General features: G+C 60.3%; 15 protein-coding genes and 1 tRNA gene. 9 read left to right on the forward strand and 7 right to left on the reverse strand.

Features of this window, described 5'->3' with window-relative positions; genetic code table 11:
• The first annotated feature begins 96 nt into the window (after nucleotides 1-96).
• The 4 genes from IPF49_04915 (at nucleotide 97) to IPF49_04930 (ending at nucleotide 2,733) form a co-directional block, all read left to right on the forward strand.
• On the forward strand, nucleotides 97-1,110 hold the full coding sequence (locus IPF49_04915; GenBank protein MBK6286979.1) for a hypothetical protein: 1,014 nt from the start codon (nucleotides 97-99) through the stop codon (nucleotides 1,108-1,110).
• A gap of 22 nt (nucleotides 1,111-1,132) precedes the next feature.
• Entirely contained in the window at nucleotides 1,133-1,489 is a 357-nt protein-coding gene (locus IPF49_04920) for a hypothetical protein (protein MBK6286980.1), read from the forward strand.
• Between the two features lie 108 nt (nucleotides 1,490-1,597).
• Complete coding sequence (locus IPF49_04925; protein MBK6286981.1) at nucleotides 1,598-1,753, forward strand: hypothetical protein; 156 nt, start codon at nucleotides 1,598-1,600, stop codon at nucleotides 1,751-1,753.
• The gene (locus IPF49_04930; protein ID MBK6286982.1) at nucleotides 1,750-2,733 is read left to right on the forward strand and encodes a hypothetical protein; all 984 of its coding nucleotides are present in this window, start codon (nucleotides 1,750-1,752) and stop codon (nucleotides 2,731-2,733) included. Before IPF49_04925 ends, IPF49_04930 begins: the two co-directional genes overlap by 4 nt.
• 23 nt (nucleotides 2,734-2,756) lie before the next feature.
• On the opposite strand, the gene IPF49_04935 is transcribed toward IPF49_04930, so the two are convergent.
• The 4 genes from IPF49_04935 to IPF49_04950 form a co-directional block, all read right to left on the reverse strand.
• A tRNA-Sec gene (locus tag IPF49_04935) sits at nucleotides 2,757-2,851 on the reverse strand.
• Nucleotides 2,852-2,870: 19 nt separating this feature from the next.
• Entirely contained in the window at nucleotides 2,871-4,805 is a 1,935-nt protein-coding gene (gene selB / locus IPF49_04940; protein MBK6286983.1) for a selenocysteine-specific translation elongation factor, read from the reverse strand.
• Nucleotides 4,799-6,205, reverse strand: a complete 1,407-nt coding sequence (gene selA / locus IPF49_04945) for an L-seryl-tRNA(Sec) selenium transferase (protein ID MBK6286984.1) — start codon at nucleotides 6,203-6,205, stop codon at nucleotides 4,799-4,801. The genes selB and selA overlap by 7 nt, the downstream gene beginning before the upstream one ends.
• A 12-nt stretch (nucleotides 6,206-6,217) precedes the next feature.
• Nucleotides 6,218-7,153, reverse strand: a complete 936-nt coding sequence (locus IPF49_04950) for a hypothetical protein (protein MBK6286985.1) — start codon at nucleotides 7,151-7,153, stop codon at nucleotides 6,218-6,220.
• Between the two features lie 274 nt (nucleotides 7,154-7,427).
• On the opposite strand from IPF49_04950, the gene IPF49_04955 reads away from it, so the two are divergent.
• Nucleotides 7,428-7,877, forward strand: coding sequence for a hypothetical protein (locus IPF49_04955; protein ID MBK6286986.1), 450 nt, complete (start codon nucleotides 7,428-7,430; stop codon nucleotides 7,875-7,877).
• A 36-nt stretch (nucleotides 7,878-7,913) separates the two neighbouring features.
• On the forward strand, nucleotides 7,914-8,867 hold the full coding sequence (trxB, locus tag IPF49_04960; protein ID MBK6286987.1) for a thioredoxin-disulfide reductase: 954 nt from the start codon (nucleotides 7,914-7,916) through the stop codon (nucleotides 8,865-8,867).
• A 158-nt stretch (nucleotides 8,868-9,025) separates the two neighbouring features.
• On the opposite strand, the gene IPF49_04965 is transcribed toward trxB, so the two are convergent.
• Nucleotides 9,026-10,735: a thiamine pyrophosphate-binding protein gene (locus IPF49_04965; GenBank protein MBK6286988.1), complete on the reverse strand. Its 1,710-nt coding sequence runs from the start codon at nucleotides 10,733-10,735 to the stop codon at nucleotides 9,026-9,028.
• Between the two features lie 264 nt (nucleotides 10,736-10,999).
• Between IPF49_04965 and IPF49_04970 the strand changes: the two genes are divergently transcribed.
• Nucleotides 11,000-11,767, forward strand: a complete 768-nt coding sequence (locus IPF49_04970) for an SDR family oxidoreductase (GenBank protein MBK6286989.1) — start codon at nucleotides 11,000-11,002, stop codon at nucleotides 11,765-11,767.
• A 159-nt stretch (nucleotides 11,768-11,926) separates the two neighbouring features.
• Here the strand turns inward: IPF49_04970 and IPF49_04975 are convergent, their stop codons facing one another.
• Both IPF49_04975 and IPF49_04980 read right to left on the reverse strand, forming a co-directional pair.
• Nucleotides 11,927-12,361: a GFA family protein gene (locus IPF49_04975; protein MBK6286990.1), complete on the reverse strand. Its 435-nt coding sequence runs from the start codon at nucleotides 12,359-12,361 to the stop codon at nucleotides 11,927-11,929.
• Between the two features lie 129 nt (nucleotides 12,362-12,490).
• Nucleotides 12,491-12,673, reverse strand: coding sequence for a helix-turn-helix transcriptional regulator (locus IPF49_04980; protein MBK6286991.1), 183 nt, complete (start codon nucleotides 12,671-12,673; stop codon nucleotides 12,491-12,493).
• A 364-nt stretch (nucleotides 12,674-13,037) separates the two neighbouring features.
• Between IPF49_04980 and IPF49_04985 the strand changes: the two genes are divergently transcribed.
• Together IPF49_04985 and IPF49_04990 are read left to right on the forward strand one after the other, a co-directional pair.
• The gene (locus tag IPF49_04985) at nucleotides 13,038-13,979 is read left to right on the forward strand and encodes an NAD(P)-dependent oxidoreductase (GenBank protein ID MBK6286992.1); all 942 of its coding nucleotides are present in this window, start codon (nucleotides 13,038-13,040) and stop codon (nucleotides 13,977-13,979) included.
• Between the two features lie 24 nt (nucleotides 13,980-14,003).
• Nucleotides 14,004-15,014: an LLM class flavin-dependent oxidoreductase gene (locus IPF49_04990; protein ID MBK6286993.1), complete on the forward strand. Its 1,011-nt coding sequence runs from the start codon at nucleotides 14,004-14,006 to the stop codon at nucleotides 15,012-15,014.
• The last annotated feature ends 60 nt before the right edge of the window (nucleotides 15,015-15,074 follow it).

The following is a 15,074-nucleotide window of genomic DNA, read 5'->3' on the forward strand; positions in this document are numbered from 1 at the left end:
AGCCGCTGTTAGTATCGGTCCCAATGCTGCGTCTTGGACGTTTGTGACGCGTGGCAAGGGCGCATCATTCGGAAATATTCAATTCGTGTGGTTCATATGACGACTTACGCAACACTTGAAGATATCGAAAACTGCATGAATAACGGTTGGACGGATGGGCTTCCGGTCATCCCGCCATACGGCAGTCTTGTCGATGTGATGCTGGGCGCCATGGGCTGGCAGGCACACGATATCGTTGGGGAGATACCGAGTCAGAATATCGTCGTAAGGGCCGAAAAGGCTGCGGCAACCGCTGTGATGGCCGGTTGCAAGCCCGAATATGGCTCGTTGCTGAGAGCCCTGACCGAGGGGCTTCTGGATCCCCTTCTCAATCTCAGCGGGGCCGAAGTTACCACCGGTGGCGCAGCTATTCTGGTGATTGTCAGCGGCCCCGTTGTCGAGCAACTCGGCTTTGAACATGCGACGAATGCACTGGGCGCCAATTGTCGGGCCAACGCCACCGTTGGCCGGTTTGCGCAGATGATGCGCTACTTTTGCGGTCGGGGAGGTGGCGTTTTGCAATCCCACGGCACGATAGGCCATCCCGGACGAATCAGTTTTTGCATCGCCGAACACCCGCAAACGGAGTGGGGGCCTTATCACACCCAGTATGGCTTGCCGGAAGATGCGTCTGCTGTCTCCCTGATGTCCACTGAAGGCCCCAATTCAGTCAATAACCACTACGGTAATACGGGCGCCCAGATCCTGGACACCATTGGCGACTGTCTATGCCACTATGGTCAAACCGCCTGGTATTACAGATCCGGCGGATTCGTGGTTGTAATCCCGCCTGACCACATGGCCCTCGTGGGCAAAGACTTTAGCCGCGAACAGGCCGTGGAGTACATTTATCAAAACGCGAGACGCCAGACCGATCAGCTTGCCGTGGTGGGCCGTATTGCCAAGCCCCCGATTGCATTTGCTGAAGTCGAGCCAGGTGTGCTGCGTTCGCCGTTGAAAAGCCGCGAACAATTGACATTCATGGAGTGTGGGGCCGCTGGCGGCCGGTTTTCTGCGGTAATCCCGCGCTGGGTCGGCAGTACTCACGCTGTCTGCAAACAAATAGTTTAAACGCTGAAGAAAGGAGATTGTAATGACACAAACATCCAACAAGGGGCCGGGGAAGGAAGGCAACAATCCACCGGCCAGGCAGTTGACCAGTTGCGGCGATGTCAGCTGTGAGCTGCTGGTCGATCCCATCCCCAGGCCCACACCCGATCCGATAAAAGTCAGCCTCAAGCCCCGTGTGGCGCGGGTAACGTTCCTGGATCACCACAAGCCGAACTCCAAGGTCATCATGAAATATGCGCAAAGCATATTGCGCGACCGGGGAATTGAGGTCAGGGACGAGATCCTCATAAAGGATGACGCCAGCGTCCGAATGCCGGATGCCCTGCTGCGATCGCTCTCCGGGGAGGGGGGGCTGGTTCTCTGCGGCATATCGGATTGAGGCAGTTGTTCGTCGGGCAGTTCGCTTGACTCAATAGCATTACAGCGAATCGGTGTCGCCGGTTTCGCGATATTGACGCAACCTTTCGGGGACCAAGTCGATCGGTGCATGACCTATCAGCCTTCTGATAGACCATTGCCCGCGATTGTCGTGGATCATCCGACGCAAATGGTTGAAGACGATGTGTTGCATCGTCGCGCTGGGCAGATTGCCAATGCGGTCCAGCGCTTGCTCAATGATGAAGAACCGGAGAATCCGCAGTGATGAAAAATGTATTATCGATACTCGGCACCGGAGTGTATCTCCCGCCCGCACGAGCGGTGCGGGAAGTGGTGCTGGAGGCAGGTCAGGATCCCAGCGCTTACCAGGGGTGGGCCAACTGTTGTCACGCTCTTGCCGAGGATCATCCAAGCACCATGGGTACCACGGCCTTACGCAGGGCGTTGGAAGATGCCAAGGTAGAGCCCGCCGAGCTCAAGCTGGTTCTGTTTGCAGGCATGTCGCGCGATTACCTGCCTTCATGGTCTGTGGCGACTGAAATCATGAAAGCCTGCGGAACCGGGGGCCATTGTATGGGCCTGGACATGACTGCGGGTTGCCTGGGCGCGCTATCCGCACTGGATATGGCGCAGGGTTGGCTGGCGGCGCGCGGCGGCGGAGTGGCGGCAATCGTCGCGGCTGAGCGCTGGACCTACACCATCGATTACACGTCGATTGAAAATCTGGGGCTATGGGGGCACAGCGATGGCGCTGCAGCGACCATCGTCAGTCACAATACACCTCATGACGCAAAAGCCATTTTTTGCGGTGCCGAGTTTGTCAGCCAGAGCGATCTCAATGGCACAGTGCTCATTGAGTATGGGGGAACGCGTCATCCGATCGCACCGGCTGGCGTAAAGCCTTTCGAGCGCAAGCTGATGGGTCTGAGCCGGCATGATTTGCGCCAACGCTACTCCGATGGCTATGCCAATAGCATGCAAGCCCTCAAAGCACGGTTTGATTGCAACGTCGAGCGGGTGATCATCAATCAAACCGCCAATCTGTTTTTGAATTTGATTGCTTCGGTCATCGAGATACCTGTCGAGAATTTTATTATTACGGGTCACGAAACAGGGCATGTCGGTTCTGCGGATATTTTGATTGGATTGGACAGGCTTCTGCACGCCGGTGGTATGAACGAGCCGTACCTGATGGCGGGAAGCACGCCCTATGCATTCGGTTCGGGTTTGATGATGCCGGTGTAGGATTGGTTATTGCCACTGGAAAGTGGCGGAAGAGGCAGGAGTCGAACCTACCAGGCGCGTTACTGCGCGCCTCACTGGTTTTGAAGACCAGGCACCCCACCGGGGATATCGCTCTTCCGTTGTATCTGAAATCGTGTTCAGCCTCGCTGCTTTAGTCGGGCTGCATCCGGATCTGAAATCACTCGCAGGTTTCCGCTTCTTTTGGTAAAGCCGATTTGATCAAAGAACTCCAGTATTTCAATGCTCAGGTCTCTGCCCAGGCCAAATACCTGCTTTGCCTCGATGACCGAAATCCCGCCCGAGGCGTCCGTGAACTGCTCTACCAGCCGGGCCAGTTCCCTGAGCGTGGCCGGTAGCGCCAGTCGTTTCTCGCCGATCTCGAAGAGATCTCCCGTCTTGATTGCGGGGCGAGTCAGTGTTTCCAGTTGCTTGGCATCAAAACCGGTATCCCTCTGTATTTCAGAACGCAGGGGAATATTCAACCCCCTTGCCTTCATCCGCGTCTCGAGTTGCTGCCACTCCCGTTGCACCCGGGGAGACAGGGTGGGCCTGTGCCCGAGCGCCCGGATCAGTTGCTCCTGATGGACGATCCGAGCTGCGCGAACTCGGTCATCCAGCACCACCTTGAACAGGTGCGCAGGGACCCGAGGGTGTACCAGTGCCTGCAACGCCTCGGGCCGTATTCCGGGTTCCATGGGACGTGCGCCATGCCACTCGGCCAACTGCTGGTCCAGACAGTCAACATAGCTCTCCCACAGCTCGCGGGACAGGATAAGCTCGTCCCCATCAGTATGGATCCTGACGAGGTTGCCGGCGTTGAGCGGGGGACGGGCCAGCAAGCCGTTCATCTCTTCCTGAGACAGGTTCCAGATGCGTTTACACTGGCGCAGACTGACAATATCGCCATTGTTGAACAGCAGTTGACCGAGCACTGCTCCCGGCTGTCCCATTTCCAGCGCGTCGAGTTGCTTGAGACGATTGCTGCGCGATTTTCCCCGCTGTGGTGCTTGCGGATCGATTACGACACCGCCTCCCAGGGTAGAACTCTCATTGTCATCCCGCAGTACAAAACGGTCGCCGGCGAAAGCGAGCACGCCCCGGTCCAGGATCAATTGAACACGTTGGCCCGAAGGACTGTCTTCGCCGCGATCGAGGAAATAGGTTCGGGCACCCATGCGCCGGGTGCCAATGTAGAGTTTCACTCTACCCAGGTGTTTCAATGACCGTCCCGATCCTGCAACTGTCCAGCAGCGGGTATCCAGGCGACGGGCGGGCAAGGCAGTGGGATGCGCGCACAAAAAATCTCCCCTGTGGACCTGCTCCAGAGAGACCTTGCCGGCGAGATTCAGTGCACAGCGTTGTCCGGCGTGACCTGCGCTTGCAGGTCTTCCCTGGGTATGAATTTCTCGTACCCGGACCTTTATGTGCTGTGTATTGCTCCCGGCTGATGCGTGCAGTCGCAGCTCATCCCCGGCGTTGATGGAACCCGACAGGCAGGTGCCGGTGACTACCACTCCGGCACCTTTCTTGATGAATACACGGTCGATGTACAGGCGAAACTGCGCTTCGGTCGCGCGTTGGGGGCAGTCCCGCAATTGATTGTCCAGAATCGACCGAAGCTGATCCAGGCCCTCACCTGTGCGGTTGGAAATTTCGCACAGGGGCGCATCGGGAATGAGGGCGCCGGTCTGCTTTGCGACCTGGTCCAGTCGAGCCCTGTCGACGAGGTCGCTCTTCGTTATGACGCCCGCGAATCGCTTTACGCCCAGCAGGCGCAGAAGTTCCAGGTGTTCGAGTGTTTGCGGCATCGGCCCGTCGTCTGCCGCCACTACCAGCATGCCGAGGTCGATGCCACTGATCCCGGATATCATGGTGTTTATGAAGCGGTGGTGACCAGGCACATCAATAAAGCCAATGGGCTCGTTTGCCCCGGCTTCTCCAAATGCGTATCCGAGTTCTATGGTCAGCCCCCGCTGTTTCTCTTCCGCCAGCCGGTCCGTGTTTGTCCCGGTCAAGCGCTGTATCAGGCTGGTTTTGCCGTGGTCCACATGACCCGCTGTGGCGACTAGCATGACAGCGCATCCCTGAGTTGGGGAAGCTGTTGCAGGAAAAGCGATTCACAGTCCAGGCAGCGCAGGTCCAGCAATAACCTGCCGTCGTGGATCCGGCCAATTACAGGGCGTGGCAGCTTGCGCAGTTCCGTTGCCAGGCGTCTCAGGTCGCTGTCCCGCCCCGCGACGGATTCGATGGCGATGGCGAAGCCGGGAATCGTTTCGACCGGTAGCGCGCCGCTGCCGATCTGACTGAGGCAGGGGACTGTCGCCGCCCGGAATGGTTGTGGCAGGTAGCTGGCAAGTCCATCGCACAGCCGCACCGCTTGCGCTTCGATCTCGCTTGCCGGGCGCGTCAGTTGCCGCAGGGTCGGCAGTGTTTCCGTCAGGCTCTCCGGGTGCCGGTACAGTTTCAGTACTTCGGACAAGGCCGCCAGTATCATGCTGTCCACGCGGAGCGCGCGCTTCAGCGGATTCCTGCAAATGCGCTCGACCAGCGATTTCTTGCCGGCAATGATGCCGCACTGTGGTCCGCCGAGTAATTTGTCACCACTGAATGTAATCAAGTCCATGCCATTGGCGATGTAATCCGCGGCTCGCGGCTCCCCCGGCAGGCCGAGGGCGCTGAAGTCGACCAGACAGCCACTACCGAGATCCGCCACACAGGGCAGACCGTGTTCATGCGCCAGTGCCGCGAGGGCTTTCTCGTCCACCGCTTGGGTGAAACCCTCCAGCCGGTAGTTGCTGGTGTGAACCTTCATCAACAATGCAGTTTGCGGAGAAATTGCCGAGCGGTAGTCCTTTAGGTGCGTGCGATTGGTTGCCCCCACCTCTACCAAAGTGCAGCCTGAGGATTCCATTACCTCCGGCATGCGAAAGGATCCGCCGATCTCGACCAGTTCGCCCCGTGAGACCGGCACTTCCAGACCCCTGGCCAATGTGTTCAGCGCCAGCACTACGGCCGCCGCATTGTTGTTGACCACGGTGGCGGCTTCGCTGCCGGTGAGCTCGCAGATCAGTGACTCGACATGGCTGTCGCGGTTGCCCCTCTTGCCGGTCTCCAGATCGTACTCCAGGTTGTTGGGAAACATCGCGGCCTGGCAAGCCGCCTCGGCGGCTGCAGCCGGGAGGCAGGCTCGGCCCAGGTTGGTATGCAGGACGACGCCCGACAGATTGAAGACGGGGCGGATACCACGCGCGTCACTGGCGGACAGCTGTGCGCTTATTGCGGAATGAATTGCAGAAATGCTCCTGGCGGATCGCTGCTCCGTGTTGACGTTCTCGCGGATTTCGCACAAATGCGCGCGGATTGCCTTGCTTACCTTCTGGTGACCCCAGCGCGAGACCAGATCCTGCGACTCCTGCAGTACCCGGTCAACTGATGGCAATTCGCTTCTGATGTCCCGGTCGCCGGTCATCACATACGCCCTCTGCTAGTAACCCGCAGCCGTATCAACGACGCCCTGCAGTGGCTGATCGTTGGAAAAAGCCACCACATTGGCAAAAAATGGCGCCAGCAAACGCTCGACCATATTTGGTCCGCTCCAGGAGATATGGGGGCTGAGTAAAACTCGCGGGTGTCGGTAAATCCAGTGGCCAGCCGGCAGTGGTTCGGGTTCCACGACGTCGAGAGAGGCGCGGCTTATGTGGCCCTTGTCCAGGCTCTCGCGCAGCGCTTCCTGGTCGACAAGGTTTGCGCGGGACACGTTCACCAGGTGCGCGCCCGGTTTCAGGGCTTGCATGGACTGGGCTCCCATCAGCCTGTCGCTCTGGGGTGTGGAGGGTAGCGCGAGTACCAGGTGGTCTGAGCGCTGTAGCAAGTCATGCAGGTCCTCGAGTAGTTCGACGCCCGGAATCGGACTGGTGCGGTGTGTGCGAACCTTGGCAATGATGTTCATGTCAAATGCCAGTGCTCGTTTGGCGATAGCCTGGCCGATAGCCCCAAAGCCGATAATTCCCAGGGTCTTGTTTTCAAGGCACCCAAGATTGGCCGTGTACCAGGCCTGGGGCGGTTCGCTAATCCAGCGATCCGGCAACTGTTTTTCATGCGCCAGCAGCATGGCCATAACCCACTCGGCAATAGGGCCTGCGGTGGCACCGCGGGAGCAGGTTACCAGTTTGTCCTCGACCAGATGGAGCGGAAATTTGTCGACACCTGTTCCCAGGATATGGACCCAGCGCAGCCCCTCGCAGCGTTCGATGAGAGCCGGCAACCGGGTCCCTCCCGCAGCGGTACCGAGAAGGGCGTCAGCAACCATGCGCTCGCCCGGTTCATCCGTGCTCGGCAAAACGAAGGCCTCGATGCCGGGCGCGAGGCAGTGCAGTTGGTCGATCAGGCCGGGAAGTTCTGTCTGCAAGGCTATTCGCATGACCAGGTTCCAATGAACGAAGAGGAAACCATATCGCCTCCGTAATCGCTGAAGTATGGGGGATCGGAACTGCCGACGTATCGTACGACTGTACTATGTGCGAGACGTTTGCCGCAGTGCCGGATCGAATCGCGATTGCACCGCTTGTATCCTGCAAATATCAGATTCCGGTTTTCTCCCCCCAGTTGCTTTCGGTGCGCTGACAGATGATTTGCGGCAACTCGCTGTGATCACCCGCCGGTCGACGAACTGTTTCAGAGTCTTTCGCAGAATCATGCGCATTCACGATTTTAGCGACACCAATCGTACAGATGTACTAAGCGTGCTGTTGGCTCGGTCACTATACTCGGCGCCCTCAGGTGATTCATGGCTTCCGAAATCGGATCCCGATGACGCGATGATGTGGTCTTCAAGGGCTAAAGTGATGTTTTATGGTTGGCGTATAGCGGGTGGCAGTTTTCTCTCGCAGGCTTTTGCGGTTGGATTCTTCACGTATGCGGTAAGCCTCCTCACGCAGCCGGTGCGAGAGAGTTTTGATGTCAGCGTCGAAACGGTGATCTACAGCCCGACCCTCGGCAGTTGCCGCCACTCTGCTCGTTCCTCTTCGTCTACCACACTGATCCTGACCATGCGCTTCTTCCCGCAAGTGATCCTCTGTTTGTTGTCTGGCGGCTTGCCACCGCAGGCCGTTGGGAGAGGCGGTGATATATCCATACCCCTGTAGCAGGGGGTGACCTTCACATCGCAAAAGGAATCATTCGTGACAATACATCATCGTCTTATCATCCTGGGTTCGGGTCCGGCAGGGTACACCGCGGCGGTATACGCGGCGCGGGCCAACCTGAATCCAGTCGTGATCACCGGTATGCAACAAGGGGGGCAGTTGACGACCACCACCGAGGTGGAGAACTGGCCGGGTGGCCACGCGGAACTGCAGGGCCCGGAACTGATGCAGCATATGCAAGCCCACGTGGAGCGTTTTGGCACGGAGATCGTTTTCGATCACATCGACGAGGTGGATCTGAAGGCCCGCCCGATGGTACTCAAGGGCACCGCCAGCTATACCTGTGACGCCCTGATCATCGCGACCGGCGCCTCCGCGCAGTACCTTGGCCTGCCCAGCGAGAAAGCCTTCATGGGCAAGGGCGTCAGCGCCTGCGCCACCTGTGACGGTTTCTTCTACCGCAACAAGAAGGTGGCGGTCATCGGCGGCGGCAACACGGCGGTGGAGGAAGCTCTGTACCTCGCGAATATCGCCTCGGAGGTGGTACTGGTGCACCGCCGTGACGCCCTGCGCGCGGAAAAGATATTGCAGGATCGTCTGTTCGCCCGCGAGAAGGAAGGCAAGGTCTCCATACTGTGGGACAGTGCACTGGAAGAGGTACTTGGCGATGGCAGCGGCGTTACCGGTATGCGGCTGAAGTCGGTCAAGGATGGCGGCAGCACCAATATCGAACTCGCCGGCGTGTTTATCGCCATCGGCCACAAGCCCAATACCGATATTTTCGCCGGCCAGTTGGAGATGAGGGATGGCTACCTGAAGATCAACAGCGGTACCGAGGGCAATGTGACGGCTACCAGTGCACCGGGCGTCTTTGCTGCCGGTGACGTGGGCGACCACATCTACCGCCAGGCAGTCACGTCCGCAGGTTTCGGGTGTATGGCGGCGCTCGATGCAGAAAAGTTCCTGGACACCCTGGGCAGCGATCGGTGATCACACGTTGAGGCAGGTGGACTTCAGCCGCTTTCTCGGTCATACACTGGCTCGCTTGCGAGGCTCGTTCAAACTGATCGGGGCTCATGCAGCCAATATGGCTGTGGCGTCGCGGTCGGTGTTTTTCGCAGGAATATTGGTTCGTCATCGACCGGTGTTCAGGCCGCGTAGCCACCGCCCGTGTACCAGGTGATGAACTCTGCCGTGTGGGGCGCCTGCAACGCGTTGACCAGGGGGTCGACAGCAACCTGCACCACCGCCGGTCGCCCGGCCGCGAAGGCGCGCTCGACCGCCGGGCCGATGTCGGCGGTACGTTCCACGTACTCGCCATGGGCGCCATAGCCTTCCGCGATCTTGTCAAAGCGAACCTGCCCCCATTTCACCTCGACATCGTTATCGGGACCGAACGCCTGGTAGAAAACCGGGAGTTCCATGCCCCAGGCTGCGTCACTGTTGACGATGATCACGATCGGCAGATTCTTGCGGACCGCCGTTTCGAGTTCGGATATATGAAATTGGAAGGCGGAGTCTCCGGTGATCAGGCAAACCCGCCGCGTATCACCCACGGCGAGTTGCGCGCCGATGGCATAAGGCAGGCCGACGCCGAGGTGACCGAATTTCGATGTCCACAGGATGTCGCGTGATGCGCGCAAGCTGTAGAACAGCGCCCACAGCGCCGTCGAGCCGCCGTCGCGCACCATGACAGTATCCTCGGGCATTACCCGGGTAGCCTCCACGACCATCCGCCCGGGATGAACCGGATACGTATCCGGTGCGTTGGCCACCAGGCCATGAAAGAACGCGTCGAGTTCCTGTCGCCAGCCGGGCAGCCTGGGGTTGGGTGCACGCGCACCGCCCGCTTCAACCGCCTCGGACAGCTGGGGCAGCACTGAACGGAGATCGCCGACCAGCGGTACGTCAATCGCCCGGTTGACACCGATGGCAGCGGGGTCGCGCTCGATATAGATCCATTTGCGTCCGCTATTGCCATTGGCCCAGTGCATTCCGCAACCATAGTGCAACTGCTCGCCAATGGCGGTACCCACCGCCACGACCACATCGGCTTCGGCGACCGCTTCGTTGGCGGGTCCGACCGAATAGGGCAGCACCTGTGGATCCGAGATCGGCAGGCAGCCCAGACCACCCCAGGAGGGGATCACCGGACATTGCAGCGCCCGCGCCAGTCGTTCGAGTTCGGCGTGACCGCGCGCGGTATGAATTCCGGTACCCGCCAGCACAATCGGCGACTTCGCCGCGCGCAACAGCGCTACCGCTTCCGCAATGGCATCGGGGTCGGCCTTCTGGCGCACCAGGCGGTACGCCGCAGGTGGCGGCACGGGCCCGAGATTCACGGCCGTGTCGACGTGGTCCTGTGGAAACTCGACGTAGACCGGCCCCGGCGACCCGGTCATGGCCTGTCGAAACGCCTCGTGCATCACCTCGTCGACCTGGTGGGCAAATTCGATCACCCCGACATATTTCATCGCCGCTTCGAAATACCGCGGCTGGTCGGTGTATTGGAACTTGCTGCGTCGCACCTGGGCATCGAGCATGCGCGGTCGCTGACCCGCCAGAAAAATCACCGGGATGCGTTCCTTCGCGGCGCAGATCGCCGCGGGAACCAGGTTCGCGACGCCGGGACCCTGGTTGCCCACGATTACCGCCGGTTTGCCGGTCATCCGCGACAATGCGTCAGCCATGAACGCGCCGGCCTGCTCGTGGTGGGGTGCAATGACATCCCAGCCGCGTGCGGCCGCTTCGTGGTGCATGCGCGCAAAGCCCGGGTCGGGGATGCCAAACAGCGTGCGGATGCCTTCGGCCTCCAGCAGTTCGATGATGCGTTGGGATACGTTGGTGCGGGTGGTCATGGAACAGGTTCTCCGTGTCGATTCGGTTCGCGTCACAGCAAGGCGGATGTCTGCGCGGGCAGGTAGCCTAACGCCTCGGCCGCCGGTTGCCGGCGTCAGTTGCGGTCAACGCAACTCACAAATCCGGACAGCCACCGCCATATGACCGGAATAGTGACTGCCGCAGTCCACGGAAGTCATGGTGGCCGGTTCCGTGCTGCCGGACAATCGCGATGGCGGCGCCGGACAGCGCCTGGTTGAAATGATCGAGGACTCGCACAGCTCATGGAAAACCGGCAACCATTCAATCTGAAAGACAAGACGGCGTTCATCACCGGCGGTGCCTCGGGCATCGGCCTCGGTACCTCCATCCGCTTTGCCGAGTCGGGAGCAAGGGTCGTGATCGTTGATATCCAGCCGCCGCCGGAAGCGGTTCGCGAACTGGGTGCGATCTATCTCGATGTCGACGTCAGCGACCGGGAAAGCGTGCTGCAGGCATTCGAATCTGCCGAGAAAACGGTCGGCAAGCTCGACGTGATCATCCACAACGCCGGCAAGCCGGGCAAGGGTAAACACATAACCGAATCCGATGAGGCGGTGCTGGACGACGTCATCGCACTCAACTTTTACGGCACCTATTACATCCTCAAGTATGGGCCGGCACACATGAATGACGGTGGCTCGATCATCACCACCGCCTCCGTTGCGGGGTTGCAGCAGAACGAGGGATTTTTTGATTACAGCGCGACCAAGGCGGCGACCATCAGCATGACCAGGACCGCGGCGGTCGAACTGGGCGGCCGCGGCATTCGTTGCAATGCGGTGGCGCCCGGGCCGATCAGGACGCCGATGCTGCCACCCGGCCATCTGCTCAACACACTGGCCAGGCAGTTGTCGGCCGTCGGCCGGATTGGCGAAGTGGATGATCTGGTCGGCGTGTATCACTTCCTGGCCAGCGACGAGAGCAGGTACGTCACCGGGCACACGCTGGTCGTCGATGGCGGCAGACTTGTCGGCTTTCGCAACGAGGTCCTCGCCAGGTTGGCGGATTAGGAGCGTGCTGCGAGGCGTTCGGCGGGTTGCTCACATGGCAGGTCCGGATGGCCCTGGAGCATTGCGTGCGCATCGTGTCTGACGGGTATCGCTCCAGCGCTTGCTGCGCAACGAAAATCTCGTGACCATCGGGCGTGGCAGCGGAAAACAGCTCGATTGTCATGGCTGATCAGCCGGTAAAGCGAGCTCTATGCCCGGTTGGGTTTCGATCTGTGGAATGCCGTTCAGGTCGAAGGTCCACGGCATGGCCGAGCGGACCCAGATCTGCAGGCGGGGCACCAGTTCGGCGTGTTGCCGCGCGGTACCGAGGCGCAACGAGTAGTTCTTCGGGTTGCTGAGGTGCGCGCCGTGAAGCTGGGTGCCGCATTCGGGGCAGAACGATATCGCGCGCGTACTGCCGCTTTCCGCGGTCTTGAGGTAAACCCTTGGTGTGCCACTGAGCAAGCGGAATTTTTCGATATCGACCAGCACGCCGGTGCGGTACGCGCCCGTGCTGTTCTGGCAGTCGGCGCAATGGCAAATCATGACCTGTTCCGGGTCGATCTCGGCTTCGTACCGCAGATACCCACACATGCAGGCGCCGTCTATTTTCATTGCAAATCTCCTTGTTGCGAGCGGCTGACTGCCGCGAGGGAGGGATGCCGGTGCGGCTGTGTGCAACCGTTCCCGATGAGGTGCGGCAAACCACGCCGTGCATCGGGATCCCGAGAAGGTGACCCGGGTTCACACGCCATGCGCTAATGGATTTGGCAGCACGGTTTTCTGTTGTTGCATCGCCCGGTACTGGCGCGGACTGATGCTTTTCAATTCCAGAAAGCGGCGATTGAAATTCGACAGGTTGCAGTAGCCGCAGCGCTCCGCTCTTGATGATTGATGGCACTGCGCGACTCCGGATTGATACAACATGAGGACTCCACGGATTATATTCGCGGGCCGCGGGCGCGGCGACTAATTGTCCTATTCCCGGATGGCAATTTACGCGCCGCGCTTCCAGCAGGGATAAGCCCATGCTTCTCGATATGGCTCGCGTCGAGGAACATGGTTGCCCTCGTAAACAGCGCGGGCAAGGCCGTGCTGCGCAATGAGGCTGCCTCCGTTCTGATGACGAATCCGCTGTATACATGGCGTATTCGATGGAGCACCAGTCATGGAAAGGCTTGCGGACAAAGCTGACAGCAATACGTGATTTGCGCTGTTGCTTCCGGGCGTTGCAATCTACACTGCCCCGGCACATGCGATAGTTCGCCGTGTGCGATCCCGGATACAAGGAATGGCACAGACAGGGCAGCCGCATATGGTCATGAACAACAGCAAGTTTCTCGTCACGGGCGCCACCGGGCAGCTGGCTCCGTCGATCGTGCGCGAACTGGCGCGCAGCCACACGGTGCATGCGATCGCGCGTTTCGGTGCCGCGGGCAGCCGCGAAAAACTCGAGGCGCTTGGCGCGCGCTGCATCGCCTTCGACTACACCCGCGACGACCTCGACCAGCTCGATCGCGACTATGACTACGTGCTGCACTTCGCGACCTACCAGGTGCAGGGGAGCGAGGATTTCGACGAGGCCATCCGCGTCAACGCACTGGGCACCGGGCGGCTGATGTACCACTTCCGCAACGTGAAGGCCTTTTTCTTCAGCTCGACTGCATCGGTATACCAGCCGCGCGGGACCACTCCGCACAAGGAGACGGCGCCGCTCGGGGACAGCATGCGCGGCTTCACGCCCACCTATGCGATGTCCAAAGTGGCGGCCGAGGCGGTGGTGAAGTTCGTGTCGCAGCAGTTCGGCATACCCACCGTGATCGCGCGGATGAATGTGTCCTACGGCCCCAATGGCGGTCTGCCGGTGATTCACCTCGATGCACTGCGCAAGGGTGAGCCGATCCATCTGCACAGTAACAAGCCGAGCCTGTACAACCCCATACACGAAACGGACTACCATGAAAAGATGGTCGCGCTGCTGGCGCATGCCTCGAGCCCTGCACTCACCGTGAACTGGTGCGGCAGCCAGAGCGTCGGCGCGGAGCAATGGTGCGGATATCTTGGCGAATTGCTCGGCGTCACGCCGCGCTTTGTCTATTCCGACAGCATGATTCCGGGCACACCCTGCGATCCCGCACTGATGCACAAGCTGGTCGGCGAGACCCGCATCGACTGGCGCGACGGCATGCGCGAACTGGTCGAATGCGGCGCCATGGATCCGCGCACGCATTAGCCGCCCAAAGCCCAAGGAGCCCGAATGGAATTTGTGATCTGCTTCGATATGCGCGCACCGGATTTCGGCGCACCGCTGGATGAGTTGTACCGCGCCGCGCTGGAGATGAGCGCGTGGGCCGACGGGATCGGCTTCAACGTGGTCGCGCTCGGCGAGCACCACGCCGCCGACGATGGCTATCTGCCCTCGCCGTTGCCGATGGCCGCCGCGATCGCCGCGCGCACCACGCGGGTGAAGATCCGGCCCAATGTGCTGCTGGCGCCGCTTTATGAGCCGGTAAAGCTTGCCGAGGATCTCTCCATCGTGCAGCTATTGAGCGGCGGGCGCCTGCAGATCGTGATCGGCGCCGGTTACCGGCCCTACGAGTTCCAGATGTTCGGCACACGTCGCGAGGACCGCAAGGAGCGCTATCTCGAGGTGTTCGAAGTGTTGCGCAAGGCCTGGTCCGAACCCGAGTTCGAGTACCGCGGACGCAAGGTGCGCATCACGCCGCAGCCGGCAACAAAGCCGCCGCTGCTGATCGGCGGCACTCACCCCGCGGTCGCGCGCCGTGCGGCGCGCATCGCCGATGGCTTTTTCCCGCCGGGCGGCGAGAACTGGGATGTGTACCGTGCCGAGCGTCTCAAACTGGGCAAGTCGGACCCCGGCGAGAAATTTCATGCGCTCGGCCCGATCTATACCCACATCACCCACGATGTGGAGGCTGCCTGGGAAACCATTCTCCCGCACGCGCGGCACTGCGTGAATTCGTACTCGGAATGGACCGTGGAAGCCTACGGCGCCGCGGCCGGGCCGTTTGCGAAGGGCGTCGATCCCGCGGACCTGCGCAGGAGCGGTGCCTACCGGGTGCTCACACCGGCCGATGCGATCGAGATGATCAATGGTCTGGACGATTGCAGTACCTTTATCCTGACCCCGTTGCTGGGAGGCATCGATCCGCAATTTGCGTGGGCCGGGCTGAAACTCTTCGAGCAGGAAGTCTGGCCGCATGTACGGCAGCGCGCCGCCGATATGCCGATTCCGGGTGTGGATTGATGGCTGGATGTGCGTTCCGACGCCCTCGGCAACCAATCGAGGGCAGCGATACCGGTTTGC

This window comes from Gammaproteobacteria bacterium (assembly GCA_016705365.1).
GTDB lineage: Bacteria > Pseudomonadota > Gammaproteobacteria > Pseudomonadales > UBA5518 > UBA5518.

Coding starts and splice junctions, on each gene's coding strand:
- IPF49_04950 (MBK6286985.1), bottom strand. CDS start 7,153: ATGCGAATAGCCTTGCAGACAGAACTTCCCGGCCTGATCGACCAACTG.
- IPF49_04975 (MBK6286990.1), bottom strand. CDS start 12,361: ATGAAAATAGACGGCGCCTGCATGTGTGGGTATCTGCGGTACGAAGCC.
- IPF49_04920 (MBK6286980.1), top strand. CDS start 1,133: ATGACACAAACATCCAACAAGGGGCCGGGGAAGGAAGGCAACAATCCA.
- IPF49_04970 (MBK6286989.1), top strand. CDS start 11,000: ATGGAAAACCGGCAACCATTCAATCTGAAAGACAAGACGGCGTTCATC.
- selB (MBK6286983.1), bottom strand. CDS start 4,805: ATGCTAGTCGCCACAGCGGGTCATGTGGACCACGGCAAAACCAGCCTG.
- IPF49_04990 (MBK6286993.1), top strand. CDS start 14,004: ATGGAATTTGTGATCTGCTTCGATATGCGCGCACCGGATTTCGGCGCA.
- IPF49_04915 (MBK6286979.1), top strand. CDS start 97: ATGACGACTTACGCAACACTTGAAGATATCGAAAACTGCATGAATAAC.
- IPF49_04925 (MBK6286981.1), top strand. CDS start 1,598: ATGACCTATCAGCCTTCTGATAGACCATTGCCCGCGATTGTCGTGGAT.
- IPF49_04955 (MBK6286986.1), top strand. CDS start 7,428: ATGCGCATTCACGATTTTAGCGACACCAATCGTACAGATGTACTAAGC.
- IPF49_04980 (MBK6286991.1), bottom strand. CDS start 12,673: ATGTTGTATCAATCCGGAGTCGCGCAGTGCCATCAATCATCAAGAGCG.
- IPF49_04985 (MBK6286992.1), top strand. CDS start 13,038: ATGGCACAGACAGGGCAGCCGCATATGGTCATGAACAACAGCAAGTTT.
- IPF49_04965 (MBK6286988.1), bottom strand. CDS start 10,735: ATGACCACCCGCACCAACGTATCCCAACGCATCATCGAACTGCTGGAG.